Origin of the sequence: Thioclava sp. SK-1 (assembly GCF_001705665.1) — a bacterium.
In the GTDB taxonomy this organism is placed as follows: Bacteria; Pseudomonadota; Alphaproteobacteria; order Rhodobacterales; family Rhodobacteraceae; genus Thioclava.
In genome coordinates, this window is record NZ_MDHA01000021.1 from 139,429 (window position 1) to 155,594 (window position 16,166).

Annotated in this window: 11 protein-coding genes; 2 read left to right on the top strand and 9 right to left on the bottom strand. The window is 56.5% G+C overall.

What is annotated here, in order from left to right:
* The first annotated feature begins 124 nt into the window (after positions 1 to 124).
* Entirely contained in the window at positions 125 to 1,558 is a 1,434-nt protein-coding gene (locus BFP70_RS01495; protein ID WP_066009442.1) for an MFS transporter, read from the top strand.
* Between the two features lie 6 nt (positions 1,559 to 1,564).
* On the opposite strand, the gene BFP70_RS01500 is transcribed toward BFP70_RS01495, so the two are convergent.
* The 7 genes from BFP70_RS01500 to cysS all read right to left on the bottom strand — a co-directional run bounded on the left by BFP70_RS01500 (position 1,565) and on the right by cysS (position 11,870).
* The gene (locus tag BFP70_RS01500) at positions 1,565 to 2,962 is read right to left on the bottom strand and encodes a hypothetical protein (RefSeq protein ID WP_066009444.1); all 1,398 of its coding nucleotides are present in this window, start codon (positions 2,960 to 2,962) and stop codon (positions 1,565 to 1,567) included.
* Between the two features lie 259 nt (positions 2,963 to 3,221).
* Complete coding sequence (locus BFP70_RS01505; protein ID WP_255356558.1) at positions 3,222 to 3,734, bottom strand: chemotaxis protein CheD; 513 nt, start codon at positions 3,732 to 3,734, stop codon at positions 3,222 to 3,224.
* 14 nt (positions 3,735 to 3,748) lie between these two features.
* Positions 3,749 to 4,798, bottom strand: coding sequence for a chemotaxis response regulator protein-glutamate methylesterase (locus tag BFP70_RS01510; protein ID WP_066009448.1), 1,050 nt, complete (start codon positions 4,796 to 4,798; stop codon positions 3,749 to 3,751).
* Between the two features lie 52 nt (positions 4,799 to 4,850).
* Positions 4,851 to 7,952 (bottom strand): methyl-accepting chemotaxis protein, encoded by a 3,102-nt coding sequence (locus tag BFP70_RS01515; protein WP_066009450.1) that lies wholly within the window; start codon positions 7,950 to 7,952, stop codon positions 4,851 to 4,853.
* Between the two features lie 119 nt (positions 7,953 to 8,071).
* Positions 8,072 to 8,839 carry a squalene/phytoene synthase family protein gene (locus tag BFP70_RS01520; RefSeq protein WP_066009453.1) on the bottom strand — a complete coding sequence of 256 codons (768 nt, stop codon included), beginning with the start codon at positions 8,837 to 8,839 and terminating at the stop codon, positions 8,072 to 8,074.
* Positions 8,836 to 10,458, bottom strand: coding sequence for a citramalate synthase (gene cimA / locus BFP70_RS01525; protein ID WP_066009454.1), 1,623 nt, complete (start codon positions 10,456 to 10,458; stop codon positions 8,836 to 8,838). Before cimA ends, BFP70_RS01520 begins: the two co-directional genes overlap by 4 nt.
* Positions 10,458 to 11,870 (bottom strand): cysteine--tRNA ligase, encoded by a 1,413-nt coding sequence (gene cysS, locus BFP70_RS01530; protein ID WP_066009456.1) that lies wholly within the window; start codon positions 11,868 to 11,870, stop codon positions 10,458 to 10,460. The genes cimA and cysS overlap by 1 nt, the downstream gene beginning before the upstream one ends.
* Positions 11,871 to 12,158: 288 nt before the next feature.
* Here cysS and BFP70_RS01535 point away from each other — a divergent pair, with 288 nt between their 5' ends.
* Positions 12,159 to 13,100: a S9 family peptidase gene (locus tag BFP70_RS01535; protein WP_066009457.1), complete on the top strand. Its 942-nt coding sequence runs from the start codon at positions 12,159 to 12,161 to the stop codon at positions 13,098 to 13,100.
* 107 nt (positions 13,101 to 13,207) lie between these two features.
* On the opposite strand, the gene BFP70_RS01540 is transcribed toward BFP70_RS01535, so the two are convergent.
* Together BFP70_RS01540 and alaS are read right to left on the bottom strand one after the other, a co-directional pair.
* A complete protein-coding gene (locus BFP70_RS01540; protein ID WP_066009459.1) occupies positions 13,208 to 13,498 on the bottom strand; it encodes a DUF1330 domain-containing protein in 291 nt (96 codons plus the stop codon).
* Position 13,499: 1 nt separating this feature from the next.
* Positions 13,500 to 16,157, bottom strand: coding sequence for an alanine--tRNA ligase (gene alaS / locus BFP70_RS01545; RefSeq protein WP_066009461.1), 2,658 nt, complete (start codon positions 16,155 to 16,157; stop codon positions 13,500 to 13,502).
* Positions 16,158 to 16,166: the final 9 nt, after the last annotated feature.

Consider the following 16,166-nt stretch of genomic DNA (forward strand, 5'->3'; position numbering starts at 1 on the left):
TGCGCCATTTCACTGGTTTGCACAGTGAGTTCTGCATTTGGGAGGTGGACGATGCAAAACAATGGATCACATACCTCTATCTGACACGCCTATCAGATTCGTCCCCGTAGCTATTGAGCCCCAAATGCCCAACCTTCGCGCCTATATCCTGCCTTTGACCGTCGCATTTGCCCTGTTGATGGAGCTGATTGACGCAACCATTTTGACCACCGCGATGCCAACAATCGCGCGTGCTTTGGATGTTGAGGTTCTGGCCCTGAAGCTGGCGCTGACCACCTATATGATCTGTTTTGCGGGGTTTGTGCCGGTATCAGGTTGGATCGCAGACAGGTATGGTGCGCGCCGCACGTTCCTAACCGCAATGGTGGTGTTTATCGGGGCATCGGCGCTGTGCGCGGTGCAGACCAATCTGCACGGGCTGATCGCCGCGCGCGCAATCCAAGGTCTGGGCGCAGCATTGATGACCCCGGTCGGACGATTGATCGTGCTGCGCAACACCGAGAAATCGGACATGGTTCGCGCGATGGTCTATCTGACCGTCCCCGCGTTAATTGGCCCCGCGCTGGGTCCGTTCATCGGTGCTGCCGTAACCGAGTATTTGGGTTGGCGTTGGATCTTTTTGATCAATGTGCCGTTAGGGGGCATCGCTTTGGCTTTGGCGATGCGTCACCTGCCAAAAGACACCCCTGGCCACCCTGCCCCGTTTGATGTGATTGGCTTTTTCCTTTCCGCGATTGGACTGATGTCGATCATGGCAGGGCTCAGCTCATTGGGTGAACATGTCTTGCCAATGCCCTTGGCATGGGCGCTGACTGTCACTGGCGCGGGTGTGTTGTTTGTTTATTGGCGCCGCGTCCGGCGGCGTGATGATGCGTTACTGGACCCGCAATTGTTTCAACACCGGACATTTTCTGTGGGAATTTGGGGCGGTCTGATCTTTCGCTTGGCTATCGGCGGCTCTGCCCTCATCTTGCCGCTGTTCTTTCAGCTGGGCTTGGGCATGTCGATCCTGATGTCGGGCGCATTGACCGGGGTAACTGCCATCGGGGCCCTGATTGTGCGTGGGTTTTCTGCCAACATCGTCAATCGCTTTGGTTTTCGTCCGGTGCTGATTGCTGGCACGCTGATCCGCGGGTTGACATTACTGGGCTTCGTCACCGTCTCAACGCCTTCTGATTGGCAAATCCTTCCGCTTTTGCTGATCGGCGGGATCGCGCAGGCGGTTACATTTACCGCGATCAACGCGATCACCTTTGGTGACCTGAACTCGGTCGAAATGAGCCGAGGCACCTCGATGTCCTCTGTCGGGCAACAGGTCTCTCTGACGCTTGGTATTGCCCTGGCCGGGATCGCGATAGAAATCGGCGCAGCGCTGACACAGGCTGCAATGTCCAATTCTGCGATAGGCTTGTCCGCCTTTACCGTAGGCTTTTGTATCATCGCATTGACCGGGCCTGTCTCTGCCCTGATTTTCATGCGCTTGCGGCCCGAAGACGGTGCGGAAATGCGCGGCCTACGCAACCGCCCCCCCGAAGCCCGACCGCATCCAGGGCGTTAAAACCGATCAGTGCGTCATGAACGGAATTTTCAACCCCAGCTGCGCAAAAGTTGGTGCCATCCCGCCGTCACCCTTTAAGGCCTGCAACTTGCCAATCCCTAATGAAAGCTTGGCGCGGTCGGTCACACGATAGTCAATTTCCGCCCGAAGCGACCCGATTGGCCCACCGTTGGTTTCCACAGCCCCACCACCAGCAGCGCCCACATGCCCTTCTAACGACACGGTCCAATCGGATGTAAGCGGCAGCTCATATCCAACCCCCAGCATACCAATCGCATAACCCGAGACATCGCCAGACATCGTGGTCTGCGCATTGCCGGTCAAATACAGCTGATCTGTCAGGAACATATCAAGAGACGATTCCTGCATGACAATGTTACCTGAGCCAAAGCTCGACGCTTTGCGCAGGCCATCATTTTCAACCTGCAGTGACAGGCCGGCGCTGAATTGCCAGCGCTGCGCCTGAGGTGCCCGGGTATCGCGCGCGAACACCCGGGCCAAACGGATTTGACCATACGTGCCGTCAAACGCCCCATCCGCAATTTGCTGGCCAAGACTGAATTGCACGTCCAAACCACTGGACAGTGGCACGGCCAAACCGACGCCTGCCTGACCAAACCACCCGGATCCGGTGTCAACATCACCACCACCGCCCAGGCCAAGCGCCGCCTCACCATAAAGGTTCACCGCCCCCAGCCCCCAGTAATACCGTGCCCCCGAAAGGATTTGCATGTAGCCTTCTGCGCCGTCGGCCGCACCGTCGGCGGCGAAGATCACATCCATTTGCGGGCTATGGGCAAACGCCAATTCCGCGCCCACCAAACCAAGATCGGCCTGCGCGCCACCGCTTCGGTTTCGGCTACTGTCAGAGGCTGCGCCCCCCGTTGCTCTTAATGCAACCGAACGCAAAACCGGCGCTTGCCCCTCCGCGGCAAGCGCGCGATGCAGACCAACGCTCAATGCCGGGTCATCAACATCAACCCCATCGATGGACACCCAGGACAAGCCCAGCTCCAGCTCATTTTTCGCAGTCACTGGGAAAGCGAACGCCACATTCGTGCGCCACATCAGCCCGTCGCCTTCAACCTCCGCCGCTCCGCCGCCGCCGCCTATGAAACCAGAAAACCGTAAGGTGACATTCCGGCCCAGAGACACATCTTTCATCGCCTCAAAGCCCCAAAAAAAAGCACCGCCTGCATCCCCTGCAGCAGAGGAGTAAATAGATTGCCCCAAATGCCAGCCAGCGCCCAGCTCTTTGCCGACATAGAACCGATGCAAAGCCTCAATTTTGCTTTCGGGCTGGTTCAGGATATCCAGCCCCGTTGCCAGCTCAAAGGCCGATCCTGCGGTTCCAAAACCCCCGAAAACTGCACTCAATACAATGCATGACAAACGGTTGCGCATTGAAACCTCCTTTGACCCGTCAATTACTTAACAAGAAATCTGAAAGAAACCGCGCCTTTGTGCAAAGCAAAGCATTCAACGACAGAAGTTTTTTTGTGATTGCCGCGCAAATATCACGCCGAGTAATGCGACTTTTGGTAATCACAGCACCGCATGGCACATTGCTCCCGATGTCTATGACCCTTGCACCAAAAAGAACTGTGATGGGTCCAACTGTGACCCTTTCCCATCACAGTTCTATTACGCAGCCTTACGTAGATCAGAACAATTCAACATCATTCGCAATCGGTTTGGGTGGTGGCCGCACTTCTTCTGGCAGCTGTGCTTCGCCCAGAAGTTTTTGCCGAGCACGACCTGTGCTTGGCCAAAATTCAACGCGCCGAGCTTGCGTTCCCCCCAAAGACTGGCCGACGCACGGAATGCCTTCTTTAGACAAGAAATCCAAAATAAAAGCGCCGTTTTTCTGACCCACATCTGACAGGCCGGCAATCATGCGCCCACCACCAAAGACCTTGGCCTTCAGCCGATCACGGCGCGCGCCCATTTTGACAAGGTCATTGATCAAAAGTTCCATCGCGTTCACGCCAAAGCTTGCAGTGTGGGCAAGGCCGCCTGAACTGTCGGGCAGTAGAAAATGGTTCATACCGCCAACTTGGGCGACCTCATCATACATACAAGTGGCAACACAGGATCCCAATATAGTGGCAATGGACGTGCTATCTGCGCCGCCGGTCGCATATTCTCCCTGCGATATATGCTTAGGCCGTGGCATGTGTAAGCTGCTCATCAGAGTGACCGTCCTTTATTAACCGACCGCTCTGCGGAGCGCCCACACAAGTCCAAAACTTCTTTTGCGATGTGGCGCAGTGGCAATGCTTTTTCGGCGGCGCCGTTTTCGGCAGCAGCGCGTGGCATACCATAGACCACACAGGATGCCGCATCCTGCGCCAGACATCGCGCCCCGTTTTTCCGAAGCCGCAACATAGCGTCAGCACCGTCCCGGCCCATTCCCGTCAACATCACAGAAACAACTTTAGACGCAATCGGCACCGCAGAATCAAAGAGCACTTCGACCGACGGGCGATGCCCATTGCGTTTCTCAGACGCGGACAAATGGCATTTTTCAGGATTTCCCGGTCGAACCTCCAGATGATGCGCCCCACCTGGGGCCAGATAGATACTTCCCTGCGCCAGGGGCACACCTTCGCGTGCCAAGATGATATTAGGCGCGATATTTGATTGCAAACGCCGCGCGAAACTGGCTAGGAAACTTTCTGGCATATGCTGTGTGATCAGCGTTGGCGGACAGTTCTTCGGAAACCCGGAAAGCACGGTTTCCAACGCGTCAACCCCCCCCGTGGACGATCCGATCAACACGACGCGTCCGTTCCACACAAACCCTTCAGATGGAACAATCTTACGCCGGTTTCCGGGCAACCGAAGACGCGCATCTGCAGCCATAACCAAGATATCTGGCAGGTTGGCAAAGGCCGCAACCGGGCTTCCGCGCTGAGGTTTTCCCACGCAGTCAACTGCCCCAAGCGACAACGCCTCTAACGCAGCCGCAGATCCGCGTTGGGTCAGCGTCGAGACCATCACCACCGGTAACGGACGTAAAGTCATCACCTTTTCAAGGAATTGAAGACCGTTCATACGCGGCATTTCAACATCCAAGGTCAAGACATCGGGTTGTAACGCTTTTATCTTTTCCCGTGCATCATATGGGTCATGAGCCTCCCCGACCACTTCCAGCCGTGTGTCCCCCGCCAAGCGCGCACGAATAAGCTGCCGGATTGTTGCGGAATCATCCACAATCAGGACGCGTTTTGCATTCATCTCAAACTTGTCCTTCTTCGGAAAGAACTATAGCAATACACTTATTTACCGCTCAAAAATCTTCCCAGTCATCGTCCGCCGGAGGCGCCACTTTGACCGCTGTATTTCCCTGCGACACGGGTGTTGAAACCGGGGGTGGTGGCGTGACCACCGCAGGCTTTGCCGGCTGTGTGGTCTGACGTTTAGGCGTTGGCGCTGACACCACATGACTGCTTAGCTGTGGTGTTTTGAAGTTTCGCATTGCGCTGTTCAGCGCCTGTGCGGACCCGCTAAGCGAATGGCTAGCCGCCGTCGTCTGTTCAAACATGGCCGCATTTTGCTGCGTGACCTGATCAAGTTGGTTCATTGCAGAGTTGATTTCTGTCAAACCCGAGGATTGGTCTTTTGAAGAGGCTGCTATTTCAGAAACGCGCCCGGCGATATCAATCATCGACGATAGGATTGTCTCAAGCGCTTTGCCCGCCTGTCCCACCAGACCAACACCGCGTTGAACCTGATCAGAAGATGCTGAAATTAAGCCGTCAATTTCGCGAGCAGCCTCAGAGGATCGTTGTGCCAGGGCACGAACTTCTGACGCCACAACAGCAAATCCACGCCCTGCTTCGCCAGCACGGGCGGCTTCAACACCTGCGTTCAACGCCAACAGATTGGTTTGGAACGCAATGTCATCAATGACGCTGATAATGCGCGATATTTTTTGTGAACTTTCAGCAATTTCTCCCATGGCTGCGACGGCCTGCTGCACCACTTGGCCAGAAGTTTCTGCGTTGGAGCGTGCCTCTCCGACGACGCGATCCGCTTCACCAATACCAACTGCGGAGTTGCCCACTGAAGACGTAAGTTGATCCAGGGCGGCTGCTGTTTCTTCCAGCGTGGCGGCTTGCTTTTCAGTCCGGCGGCTTAGGTCTTCAGCTGCATTCGAAATTTCGCTGGTCTCATTGTCGATGGTCAATGCGTTTTCAATAACGGTCTGCATCGCAGATGCCAGAGTATCGACCGCAGCGTTGTAATCTTGACGAAGCTGTTCGTATTCAGCCTCAAAACGCGCCTCAATCTTGGAACATAGATCGCCCGACGACAGAGCTTTCAGACCGATACGGAGAGAGTCCACGACACGGCTTTGGCTTTCCGCAACCGTTTTGCGACGGATTTCCGCAGCTTCGATTTCTTGGCGTACAGCCGTGACATCCGTACCGATAAAGATGACTTTGACGACATCGCCTTGCAGATCATTTACAGGTGCGATGATCCCTTCTGCGATCGCAAATCGGCCGTCACCTGCATCAAGGCGCCATAGGCCAGATACAGGAACGCCGGTTTCCACAATTTGTCGTGCCAACTCTTCCATTGTCTCTGGGCGATCCAAAGGAATGGTGAAGTCAATGAAGGAGCGGCCCAAAAATTCTTCCGCCTGGATGCCAACGGCCTTACAATAGTTTTCGTTGAGCTTGACGGCCGTACCATCAGGGAGCCCCTCCCCAGTCAATTGCGCCCTATCAAGGGTTTCCACAATCGCCCGCGACATACCGATTTCAGTCATGTCACGCCATTCAACGACATACCCGATCCGGCCTTCTTCCGGCATCATCACTTCGGACACGGACAATGAGAATTGTGCCGTGCCAATTTTCAAGTTTTCTTCAAGCGGCAGATTCGCACTATCAGACAAAAGCTGACGGATCCGCGCGCCATTCTTGAAGAATGTCTCAATAGAGCGACCTGCCAAATCAGACGGGTCGAAACCACCATCTAGGGTTCGGAAATCGGCAATCCGGTCTCGCATCATCTGCGTCATGGCCGGGTTCAAGAATGTGATGCCAAAATCATTATCGGCCATCATCATCGCAGAGGAACCAGAGTTAAACGCCGCACCTTTTAAAGTAGAATCCCGCGCGGCATCATCTGCAATCGCTAAATCCAGCTGGAACGCGCTTAGAGTCTTCGCCATATCGCCAACCTCGTCCCCGCGTTTCAAATGTGGGACCTCAAATTCATAATCTTTGCGCGAAATTCGGTGCATTGCGTCACGCAAGGATACTAAGGGACGCGCGACACTGCGTGCCACAAACCACGATACAAGCACCAAGACGACAAGCGTCATCGCACCATGCATCAGCATCGCCGTGCCCAGTTCCTGGACCGGCATGAACAGCTCTGCATCATCTTGTTCAACAATCAGCGAAAAATCATGATCAAACAGACGAAGCGGACGATAGGCCGCCATTGCGGCCACACCATGTGTGCCGGATTGAATCTCTTGCGAGCCAATTTCTCCGCGGTTCGCCGCCGAAATCGCCGCGTTTCCCAACAGCACACCCATCACTTTGGCGTCAGGGTCCATTCGCAGGCTATTATGTAAAAGCCCAGCCGAATCCACAACATAGGCTTGACCGGTTTTCTGCAACCCACGTGGATCTAACAGAATTTCTTCCATAACGTCGGTCGGAATTTCAAATGCTGCTACCCCGCTTGGAGTTCCGTCGCGCCCCATAATGGGCGATGCCAGAAACACCGAATGACCGGATTTGACTTCTGGATCCGCTATGAAATCAGTCGACGCGATCTGCCCTTCCCCTAATGTCAGCGCACGCACAACAACGTCATGCAGCGGAGAGTTTTCATTCTCTAACACATTGGTCGCGAAATCTTTGCCCTTGCGCATCGAATAGAATGTGAAGCCATCAGCCGTCAGCAAGTACATGTCCTGCACCCCCATTTGCTGCGCCGCCTTCACAAAACCAGGATGGTATCGCCCGTGTTGAATGGCATAATTGCTGCTGACATCCTCCGGGCGATCCAGCTTCCACCGCTCTGACGCCGGGTTAGGATTATCCTCGACAAAAGCTTTCAACAAGAAGTCGCTTGGTTGATCCCCCAAACGGCGCAAGGCCCCGGACATGTCCTTCATTGCCCGCTGGCTTTGTGCACCCGCGACCGTTGATCCAACATAATTGAGTATATTGTCTTGCCATGTCTGTAACGCATCCGCGCGCGTAGAGATCACATGTGCCAGTCGCTCTGTGCTGGCTTCAGCAAGCAAAGCGCGACCATCTCGGTAGGCTTGCACCCCCATCAAAGTCAGCGCCAAGGTTGCGGTCACAACCAGCAGCAAAGGAAGTTTAATGCCTAGCTTCAGATTTTGGAGAAAATTCATACAAAGGTCCCCGACCCGCAAAAACGCAGGCGCAAATGTCGATACGAAGTGCCAGTTCGGCAGCAGCTGGTATGACTATGTCGTGAAGACCTGAATTTTCCTTTAAACCGTAAGCAGGTTTAAAAACGCCCAAAACCCGCGCATAATTTCGCCCAACGCCGCCGGAATTCGGGACCGTCGAAATCATCTTGATGCACGCGGTCGGGCCTTTCATAGATACGTCGCAACAGGGGCCGGGTTTCCCAGCCCGTAACCAGCGCATGACGTATATTGCGCGGCAATGACGGAACCTTAGCCGCTTGCAACCGGTCCAGCCCCGCGCGCGCCAACTCTCCCACCGCCTCTGGTCGACCATCTGGCAGGGGATGACGACCGCGTTCGACCAGGGTCGGCACCGCACGCAACCATGCCGCAAGGCCGGCTGCCTCACCAAATTGGCGCACACGCGCCTGATACTGCATCGGCGCACCGGCAAGCTGTGCACCAATCCAATATAACGTCCCCGAGGTCCGCCCCAAATAGGCCCACAGCGCCGCCTCATCCACAAAGCTTTCAGGCCAGCAATCGGCGCGGCGCGCCTCTGCCAGATCGCGCAATGCCGCCGTATAAGGGCGTAACACTGTCAGGGCCGGACCGATGGGATGGGGCGGCACTTCTTCATTTTCTTCAATACGGTCAATGGTATCCACCCACCACTGCAAACGCATTTCGGATACGATCGGCTCTTTCGACGCCCATGGCGCCCGTGCAATTTCCAAATTTAGCGCATGCAAGGGCCACAGTGTTTCGCGCAGCGCAGGCGGCACAATCATTAACGCCTCAAACCGTTCAGGCGCGCCCTCTTGAACGGTTTGCGCACAAGCCAACACCGCAGGAGACAAGCTCATTGAACCGCCACCTGATCGCGCAGAAACTTCCATTGCACGGCTTCCAGCAGTGCCTCAAACGAGGCATCAACGATATTCGCGCTGACGCCGACAGTGGACCAGCGCCGCCCCTGCGCATCCTCGCTATCAATGATAACCCGTGTCACAGCCGCCGTGCCACCCTGGGTGATACGCACCCGGAAATCGACCAGCTTCATCTCATCCACATGCGCCTGATACGGGCCCAGGTCCTTTTTCAACGCCTGCCACAACGCGTTCACCGGCCCCCGATCATGCCCCTCCTCATCCCAGCTTTCGCTTACCGACAGCATCTGTTCGCCACCGATATTGACGATCACCACCGCTTCTGAGGAATTTGCCATCACCCCATGGCCGTTGCGCCGACGTTCAACTGACACGCGATATCGTTCAACCTCGAAGTATTTTGGCAAAGACCCAAGCGCACGCCGCGCCACAAGCTCAAAACTTGCCTGCGCGCCATCATAGGCATAACCCATATCTTCACGCTCTTTGATCTGATCCAAAATAAGACCTAGGCGGTCATCGCCCTTGGCAACCGCGATTCCCATATCTTGCAACCGCGCACGCAGATTGGATTGCCCCGCCTGGTTGGACATAGGGATCAGCCGCGCATTACCCACCGTTTCGGGCGGGATATGCTCATAGGTTGAAGGATCTTTCAAAATCGCACTGGCGTGCAGCCCGGCCTTATGGGTAAAGGCCGAAGCCCCCACATAAGGGCTGGACCGCAGTGGAACGCGGTTCAAAATATCATCCAGTTTCCGCGACAAACGTGTCAGCCCCGACAACGCCTCTGGCGCCACCTGCAAAGCAAATTGGCTGGCATAGGGCTCTTTAAGCAGCAGCGTCGGGATCAACGAAATCAGGTTGGCATTGCCGCACCGCTCCCCCAGACCATTCAACGTGCCCTGGATCTGGCGCGCACCGGCACGTACCGCAGCCAAGGATCCCGCAACCGCCATCCCGGTATCATCATGGCAATGGATCCCCAGCCGGTCGCCGGGGATGCCAGCGGCAATCACCGCTGCCGTGATATCATGGATCTGTTCGGGCAAAGTGCCCCCATTCGTATCGCACAGGACCACCCAGCGCGCCCCGCCACGCAAAGCCGCCAAAACGCATGACAGCGCATATTCCCGGTTCGCGACATAGCCATCAAAGAAATGCTCTGCATCGAACAATGCCTCGCGTCCCTGTGCGACCAGATGCGCGACCGAGGCCGAGATATTCTCGATATTTTCCTCCAGCGTGATCCCCAGCGCGGTGGTCACATGATAATCATGGGTTTTTCCCACCAAACAAACCGCTGGCGTTTTGGCGTTCAAAACACCGGCCAGTACCTCATCATTTTCCGCAGAACGCCCAGCACGCTTGGTCATGCCAAAGGCCGTAAACATGGCGCGAGTCTGTGGGCGCTGATCGAAGAATTCGCTATCGGTCGGATTTGCGCCCGGCCAGCCCCCCTCGATATAGTCAATGCCGATCATATCAAGCGACTGTGCAATCTGGGTTTTCTCGGCTGCCGAAAATTGCACACCTTGCGTCTGCTGCCCATCGCGCAGCGTGGTGTCATACAGATACAGACGTTCGCGGTTCATCACAGCCCCTCCAGCTTGGTCGCATCAAAACCCGGCCCGGCCAGCAGCTCCACACCGGCTTTCGACATGCGCACCTCTACGCCTGCTGCCAGCAGGGCTTGTTTCATCGCATCGACGGGGGCGAAATCCTTGGTTTCCATTGCAGTGGCCCGCAGGGCCGCAAGCCGCGCAGACAGCGCGGACAGCGCGGACGGATCGACATCGTCGCCCTTCGCCCAGTTGCCCATACCATCTTCCAACAACCCCAATAGCGCAGCAGAGGCTTTCAGCTCTGCCGGATCAGTCAGCGCATGCAGCGCCGCAATGGCGCCCGCCGTGTTTACGTCATCAACCAGCGCAGCGATAACAGAGGGCGCCGCGCTTGGGGCGGGTTCGATGCCCGCCACGAGCGCCCGCCACTTACGCAACGTCGCCTCCGCTTGGCGCGCCTTTTCAGCCGTCCAATCCATTGGCTTGGAATAATGCGTCTGCAAAAAGACAAAGCGGATCACTTCGCCAGGCACGCCCTGATCCAGCAAATCACGCACGGTAAAGAAGTTGCCCAATGATTTGGACATCTTCTTCCCTTCCACTTGCAGCATCTCGTTATGCACCCAGTACCGCGCAAATTCACCTGTGGGATGGGCACAGCAGCTTTGGGCCACTTCGTTTTCATGATGCGGGAATTGCAGATCGATCCCGCCGCCATGGATATCAAAGCTGTCACCCAACAGCTCATAGCTCATGGCAGAGCATTCAATATGCCAGCCCGGACGTCCCCGCCCCCATGGGCTGTCCCAGCCGGGCAATTCCCCATCCGACGGTTTCCACAAAACGAAATCCATCGGATCTTCTTTATAGGGCGCAACCTCAACCCGCGCCCCGGCGATCATATCATCAACCGAGCGCCCTGACAGCCGGCCATATTCGGAATACGAGCGCACGCGAAACAGCACATGCCCGTCCTTGGCATAGGCATGGCCTGCCGCAATCAACCCTGCGATCATCTTAATCATCGCGCCGATATAGGCGGTCGCACGGGGTTCATGATCGGGGCGCGCCGCCCCCAGCGCATCCATATCCGCGTGATACCATGCGATGGTTTCTTCGGTGCGCGCGGCGATCAACTCTTCCAACGTGCCACTTGCCCCTGCTTCGCGGCGCGCCAATGCGGTGGCGTTGATCTTATCATCCACATCCGTAAAATTACGCACATAGGTGACATGATCCGCCCCATAGACATGGCGCAACAAGCGATTCAGAACATCAAACACGACCACCGGGCGGGCATTGCCCAAATGCGCCCGGTCATAAACCGTGGGCCCACACAGATAAATCTGCACATCCTTGGGATCAATCGGAGCAAAATCTTCAACCTTGCGCGTCATCGTATTGCGCAAACGAATCTGCGGCGCAGCGGCGGTATCGGTCATGGGTCAGGCTCCCGTGGCGTCGGTCCCCTGCATCCGGCTGCCGTGCGGCGGTCCTTGGATGGTTATCGCACAGAATTGCATGAACCGGACCGCCTGACACATGTCAGCCGATAATGCAGCAAATCGAATTGGTGGCGGTCGGTCTCATGCGCCCGTCATATCGCGCCGCGCGATACATGTGAAGCAAGAAACGCGCCTGAAGTGGCTCGACATTCGGCGCCACAGACACGACACTGACCTTCGTGTATTTCACCAGCCCTATCTTTCCCGTTTTCAGTGAGCATATTTATGGCCGACACCACCGCCCCGCCTTGTTTCAAGGATGTCACTGCCAAAGCCAAACGTGATGGTGGGTTTTGTTTGGAAATGGCCCATCATGCGCTGGCCTATTTGCCCGGTAACGGCGCGGCGGGGAAGAATTTGGTTGTCACCTTCGGCAATCTTGCAACCTATCGCGCAGGTGGGCCGCAATGGCCTTGGGCATATAAGTTGCTGGCTGAACAGGGCTGGTCGGTTCTGGGTGTAATCAATCAACGTGGTGACTGGTGGCGCGACCGCGCCTTGCTGACCGCCCTGACACGGCTGCGAAATGCCGGGTTCTATGACCGGTTCTTGCGTGTCTCAACCTATGGAGCGTCAATGGGGGGATATGGCGCTTTGGCGTTTGGTGCCGTCATACCCAACGCGCATGCAGTCTGTTTTGCACCACAATCCTCTTTGGACCCCTGCGATGTGCCCTTTGAGACCCGTTATACGCGGGGCTTTGAAAAAGGCGATTGGTCACTGCCATTTTCGGATGCAGCCAGTGCCCTGCCGCATCTGCGCCGCGCAACGATTTTCTATGACCCGTTTCAACAACTGGACAAGGCCCATATCAACCGGCTTCGCGGACCGAATGTCACGCTGTATCCGCTGCGCCATATAGGCCATGTGATGCCACCAATCCTGAAACGCATGGGGGTTTTAAAATCTGTGGCCATCCGCGCGCTATCGGAAACGCTGACCCGGCAGGAACTGGCGCAGATGATGCGCGCACGGCGCAATCTGGGCCGCTATCATGAAATGATGCTGCATAACGCCTTGGCACGGGGGCATTTCGACCTTGGGATCAATGCCATCGACCACACGCGGCGTGAGCTTTTTGATCATTGGCGCGTCAAGGGCATGCGCCGGAAACTGCGTGAAGGGCGGATGGACGCGAAACAACGCAAAAAGCGCAGCGAAGGCTAAACACCGCACGCCCGCATGCGCGCCACCACCACCCGCGTGGAAAACCCCACACAGGCCGCATAAACACTCGGGCCGCATAAAAAAGCGCCCCAAGGGGCGCTTTCATATTATTCCATCGCTTCGACGATCACCAGATCGCGTTCCGCTGCACCTTCGGCATGTTTCAGCGCAGCTTGATATTCGGGGCTATTATAACAATCCTGCGCTGCCTGCAGGCTGGGGAACAATGCAATCACATTGCGTTCGCGATCCTTGCCCTCCAACTGCTTATAGGCCGCACCGCGTGCCAAAAACTTACCACCGTATTTTTCAAACGCCGGCCCCGCCCCTTTGGCATATTCACCATAGGCAACGGGATCCGTTACGGTCACATGGGCAATCCAATATGCTCCGGGCATCTTACACTCCTTCGATAACAGTTTTGACGGCCGCGATGGCCTCTTCGGCTTTGGACGCATCCGCGCCACCTGCCTGCGCCATATCAGGACGGCCACCGCCGCCCTTGCCGCCAAGCGCACCTGCCGCAGCCCGCACCATCTCCACCGCAGACAAGCGCTGCGTCAAGTCAGCGGTTACACCTGCAGCAACAGCCGCCTTTCCACCGGTATCGGCCACCACAAGCACCGCACCAGAGCCAATTTTCGCCTTCAGCTCATCCACCAGCGGCGGCAGGTCTTTGCCCGTAACGCCCGTGATCGACTGCGCAATCAGCTTGATCCCGTTGACCTCAATCGCCTCGGCGCCGCCGCCGGACGCACCGCCACCCATCGCCACTTCCCGGCGAAGCTGCGCAACCTCGTTGGCGAGCGCCTTACGCTCATCCGTCAGCGCCTTAACCCGGTCCAACACATCCGCCGGTGCCGCCTTCAACGTCGCGGCCACGTCGACCAAACGCGCGTTTTGCGCATTCAAATGGTCCAACGCAGCCTGCCCTGTCAGCGCCTCGAACCGGCGCACACCGGCCGAAGACGCGCTGTCTCCAAGGGCCACAAAGGCACCGATATCGCCTGTGCGCTTCACATGGGTGCCGCCGCAAAGTTCCAGCGAATACACATTGCCTGTGCCGCCCTTACCCGAACCAGTCTGTTCGCCCATCGAAACCACGCGGACCTCATCGCCGTATTTCTCGCCGAACAGGGCCTGCGCCCCAAGGCCGCGTGCCTCATCCGGGGTCATGATCCGCGTATCTACCGCCGTATTTTGGCGGATATAGGCGTTCACCTCGGCCTCAACCTGCGCAACTTCCGCTGCTGACATCGCCTTGGAATGGCTGAAATCAAAACGCAGACGGTCCGATGCGTTCAACGACCCCTTTTGAGCGACGTGATCCCCAAGCGCATGGCGCAGCGCCTCATGCAGCAAATGCGTTGCCGAGTGATTTGCCCGGATCGCACCGCGGCGTGCATGGTCCAGCTCCAGTTTTGCAGGCTGGCCCTTGCTGATCACACCGTCGGTCACGGTTGCGAAATGGATGAAAACCCCTGCAACCTTCTTGGTATCGGTAATCTGCGCGGTGCCTGTCGGCGTGCGAATGATCCCGCTGTCACCCACCTGGCCACCGGATTCCGCGTAGAACGGCGTCTGGTTGGTGATGATCTGACAGCTGTCAGAGCATTGCTCAATTTCTGCACCACCAGAGACAAGAGCCACAACCTGCCCCTCGGCCTCTTCTGTGTCATAGCCCAGGAATTCGGTCACCCCCACGCGATCAGCCAGATCGAACCAAATCGTGCTATCCGCGGCCTCGCCAGAGCCTGACCAGGCCGCGCGAGCCTTGGCTTTTTGCTCGGCCATGGCCGCGTCAAACCCGTCAGTATCAACCGTCATCTGCTTTTCGCGCAGCGCATCTTGCGTCAGATCCAGCGGGAACCCATAGGTATCATATAGTTTAAACGCTGCAGCACCTGGCAAAGCCGCCCCTGCTGCAAGGCCGGAAACCTCATCATCAAGCAGTTTCAGGCCGCGTTCCAACGTAACCTTGAACCGGGTTTCTTCCAACTTCAGCGTTTCTTCGATCAGGGCCTGCGCCTGACCCAGTTCCGGATAGGCCGCGCCCATTTCACGCACCAGCGCCGGCACCAGCTTAAACATCACCGGATCTTTGGCACCCAGCATATGGGCATGTCGCGCCGCGCGCCGCAAAATACGGCGTAGCACATAGCCGCGGCCGTCATTGGATGGCATCACGCCATCAGCAATCAGAAAGGATGTCGAACGAAGGTGATCGGCAATCACCCGGTGGTGCACTTTGCCCGGACCATCGGGATCCGCGCTGGTCGCATGTGCCGAGGCTTCGATCAAAGCCCGCATCAGATCGGTGTCATAATTGTCATGCTTGCCCTGTAACAGCGCGCCAATCCGTTCCAGCCCCATGCCGGTGTCGATCGACTGCATATCCAGCGCACGCATTGAGCCGTCTTCGAACTGTTCATTTTGCATGAAAACGATGTTCCAGATCTCGATAAAACGATCACCGTCTTCTTCGGGGGAGCCGGGCGGACCACCCCAGATATGATCGCCATGATCATAGAAGATTTCCGAGCACGGGCCACAGGGGCCGGTCGGGCCCATCTGCCAGAAATTGTCGTTGGTCGGGATGCGAATGATGCGATCATCGGACAGGCCCGCAACCTTTTTCCAGATATTAGCGGCTTCGTCATCCGTATGATAGACCGTCACCAGCAACTTATCTTTCGGAATGCCGTAATCTTGGGTCAGCAAAGTCCAGGCATGGGTGATCGCCTGCTCCTTGAAATAATCCCCAAAGGAAAAATTCCCCATCATTTCAAAGAATGTATGGTGACGTGCAGTATAGCCGACATTGTCCAGATCGTTATGTTTGCCACCAGCGCGCACACATTTCTGCGCGGTCGTAGCACGCACATAGTCGCGCTTTTCAACCCCGGTGAAACAGTTTTTAAATTGCACCATACCGGAATTTGCGAACATCAAGGTCGGATCATTGCGCGGCACCAGAGGCGAGCTGTCAACGACCTTATGGCCGTTACGCTCGAAATAGCCGAGGAAAGTGGAGCGGATGTCGTTCAGACTTGCCATATCTTTTGC

Excerpts from the sequence above, each read along its gene's own strand:
- BFP70_RS01495 (WP_066009442.1), top strand. The coding sequence starts at position 125 with ATGCCCAACCTTCGCGCCTATATCCTGCCTTTGACCGTCGCATTTGCC.
- BFP70_RS01500 (WP_066009444.1), bottom strand. The coding sequence starts at position 2,962 with ATGCGCAACCGTTTGTCATGCATTGTATTGAGTGCAGTTTTCGGGGGT.
- BFP70_RS01505 (WP_255356558.1), bottom strand. The coding sequence starts at position 3,734 with ATGCCACGGCCTAAGCATATATCGCAGGGAGAATATGCGACCGGCGGC.
- BFP70_RS01510 (WP_066009448.1), bottom strand. The coding sequence starts at position 4,798 with ATGAATGCAAAACGCGTCCTGATTGTGGATGATTCCGCAACAATCCGG.
- BFP70_RS01515 (WP_066009450.1), bottom strand. The coding sequence starts at position 7,952 with ATGAATTTTCTCCAAAATCTGAAGCTAGGCATTAAACTTCCTTTGCTG.
- BFP70_RS01520 (WP_066009453.1), bottom strand. The coding sequence starts at position 8,839 with ATGAGCTTGTCTCCTGCGGTGTTGGCTTGTGCGCAAACCGTTCAAGAG.
- cimA (WP_066009454.1), bottom strand. The coding sequence starts at position 10,458 with ATGAACCGCGAACGTCTGTATCTGTATGACACCACGCTGCGCGATGGG.
- cysS (WP_066009456.1), bottom strand. The coding sequence starts at position 11,870 with ATGACCGATACCGCCGCTGCGCCGCAGATTCGTTTGCGCAATACGATG.
- BFP70_RS01535 (WP_066009457.1), top strand. The coding sequence starts at position 12,159 with ATGGCCGACACCACCGCCCCGCCTTGTTTCAAGGATGTCACTGCCAAA.
- BFP70_RS01540 (WP_066009459.1), bottom strand. The coding sequence starts at position 13,498 with ATGCCCGGAGCATATTGGATTGCCCATGTGACCGTAACGGATCCCGTT.
- alaS (WP_066009461.1), bottom strand. The coding sequence starts at position 16,157 with ATGGCAAGTCTGAACGACATCCGCTCCACTTTCCTCGGCTATTTCGAG.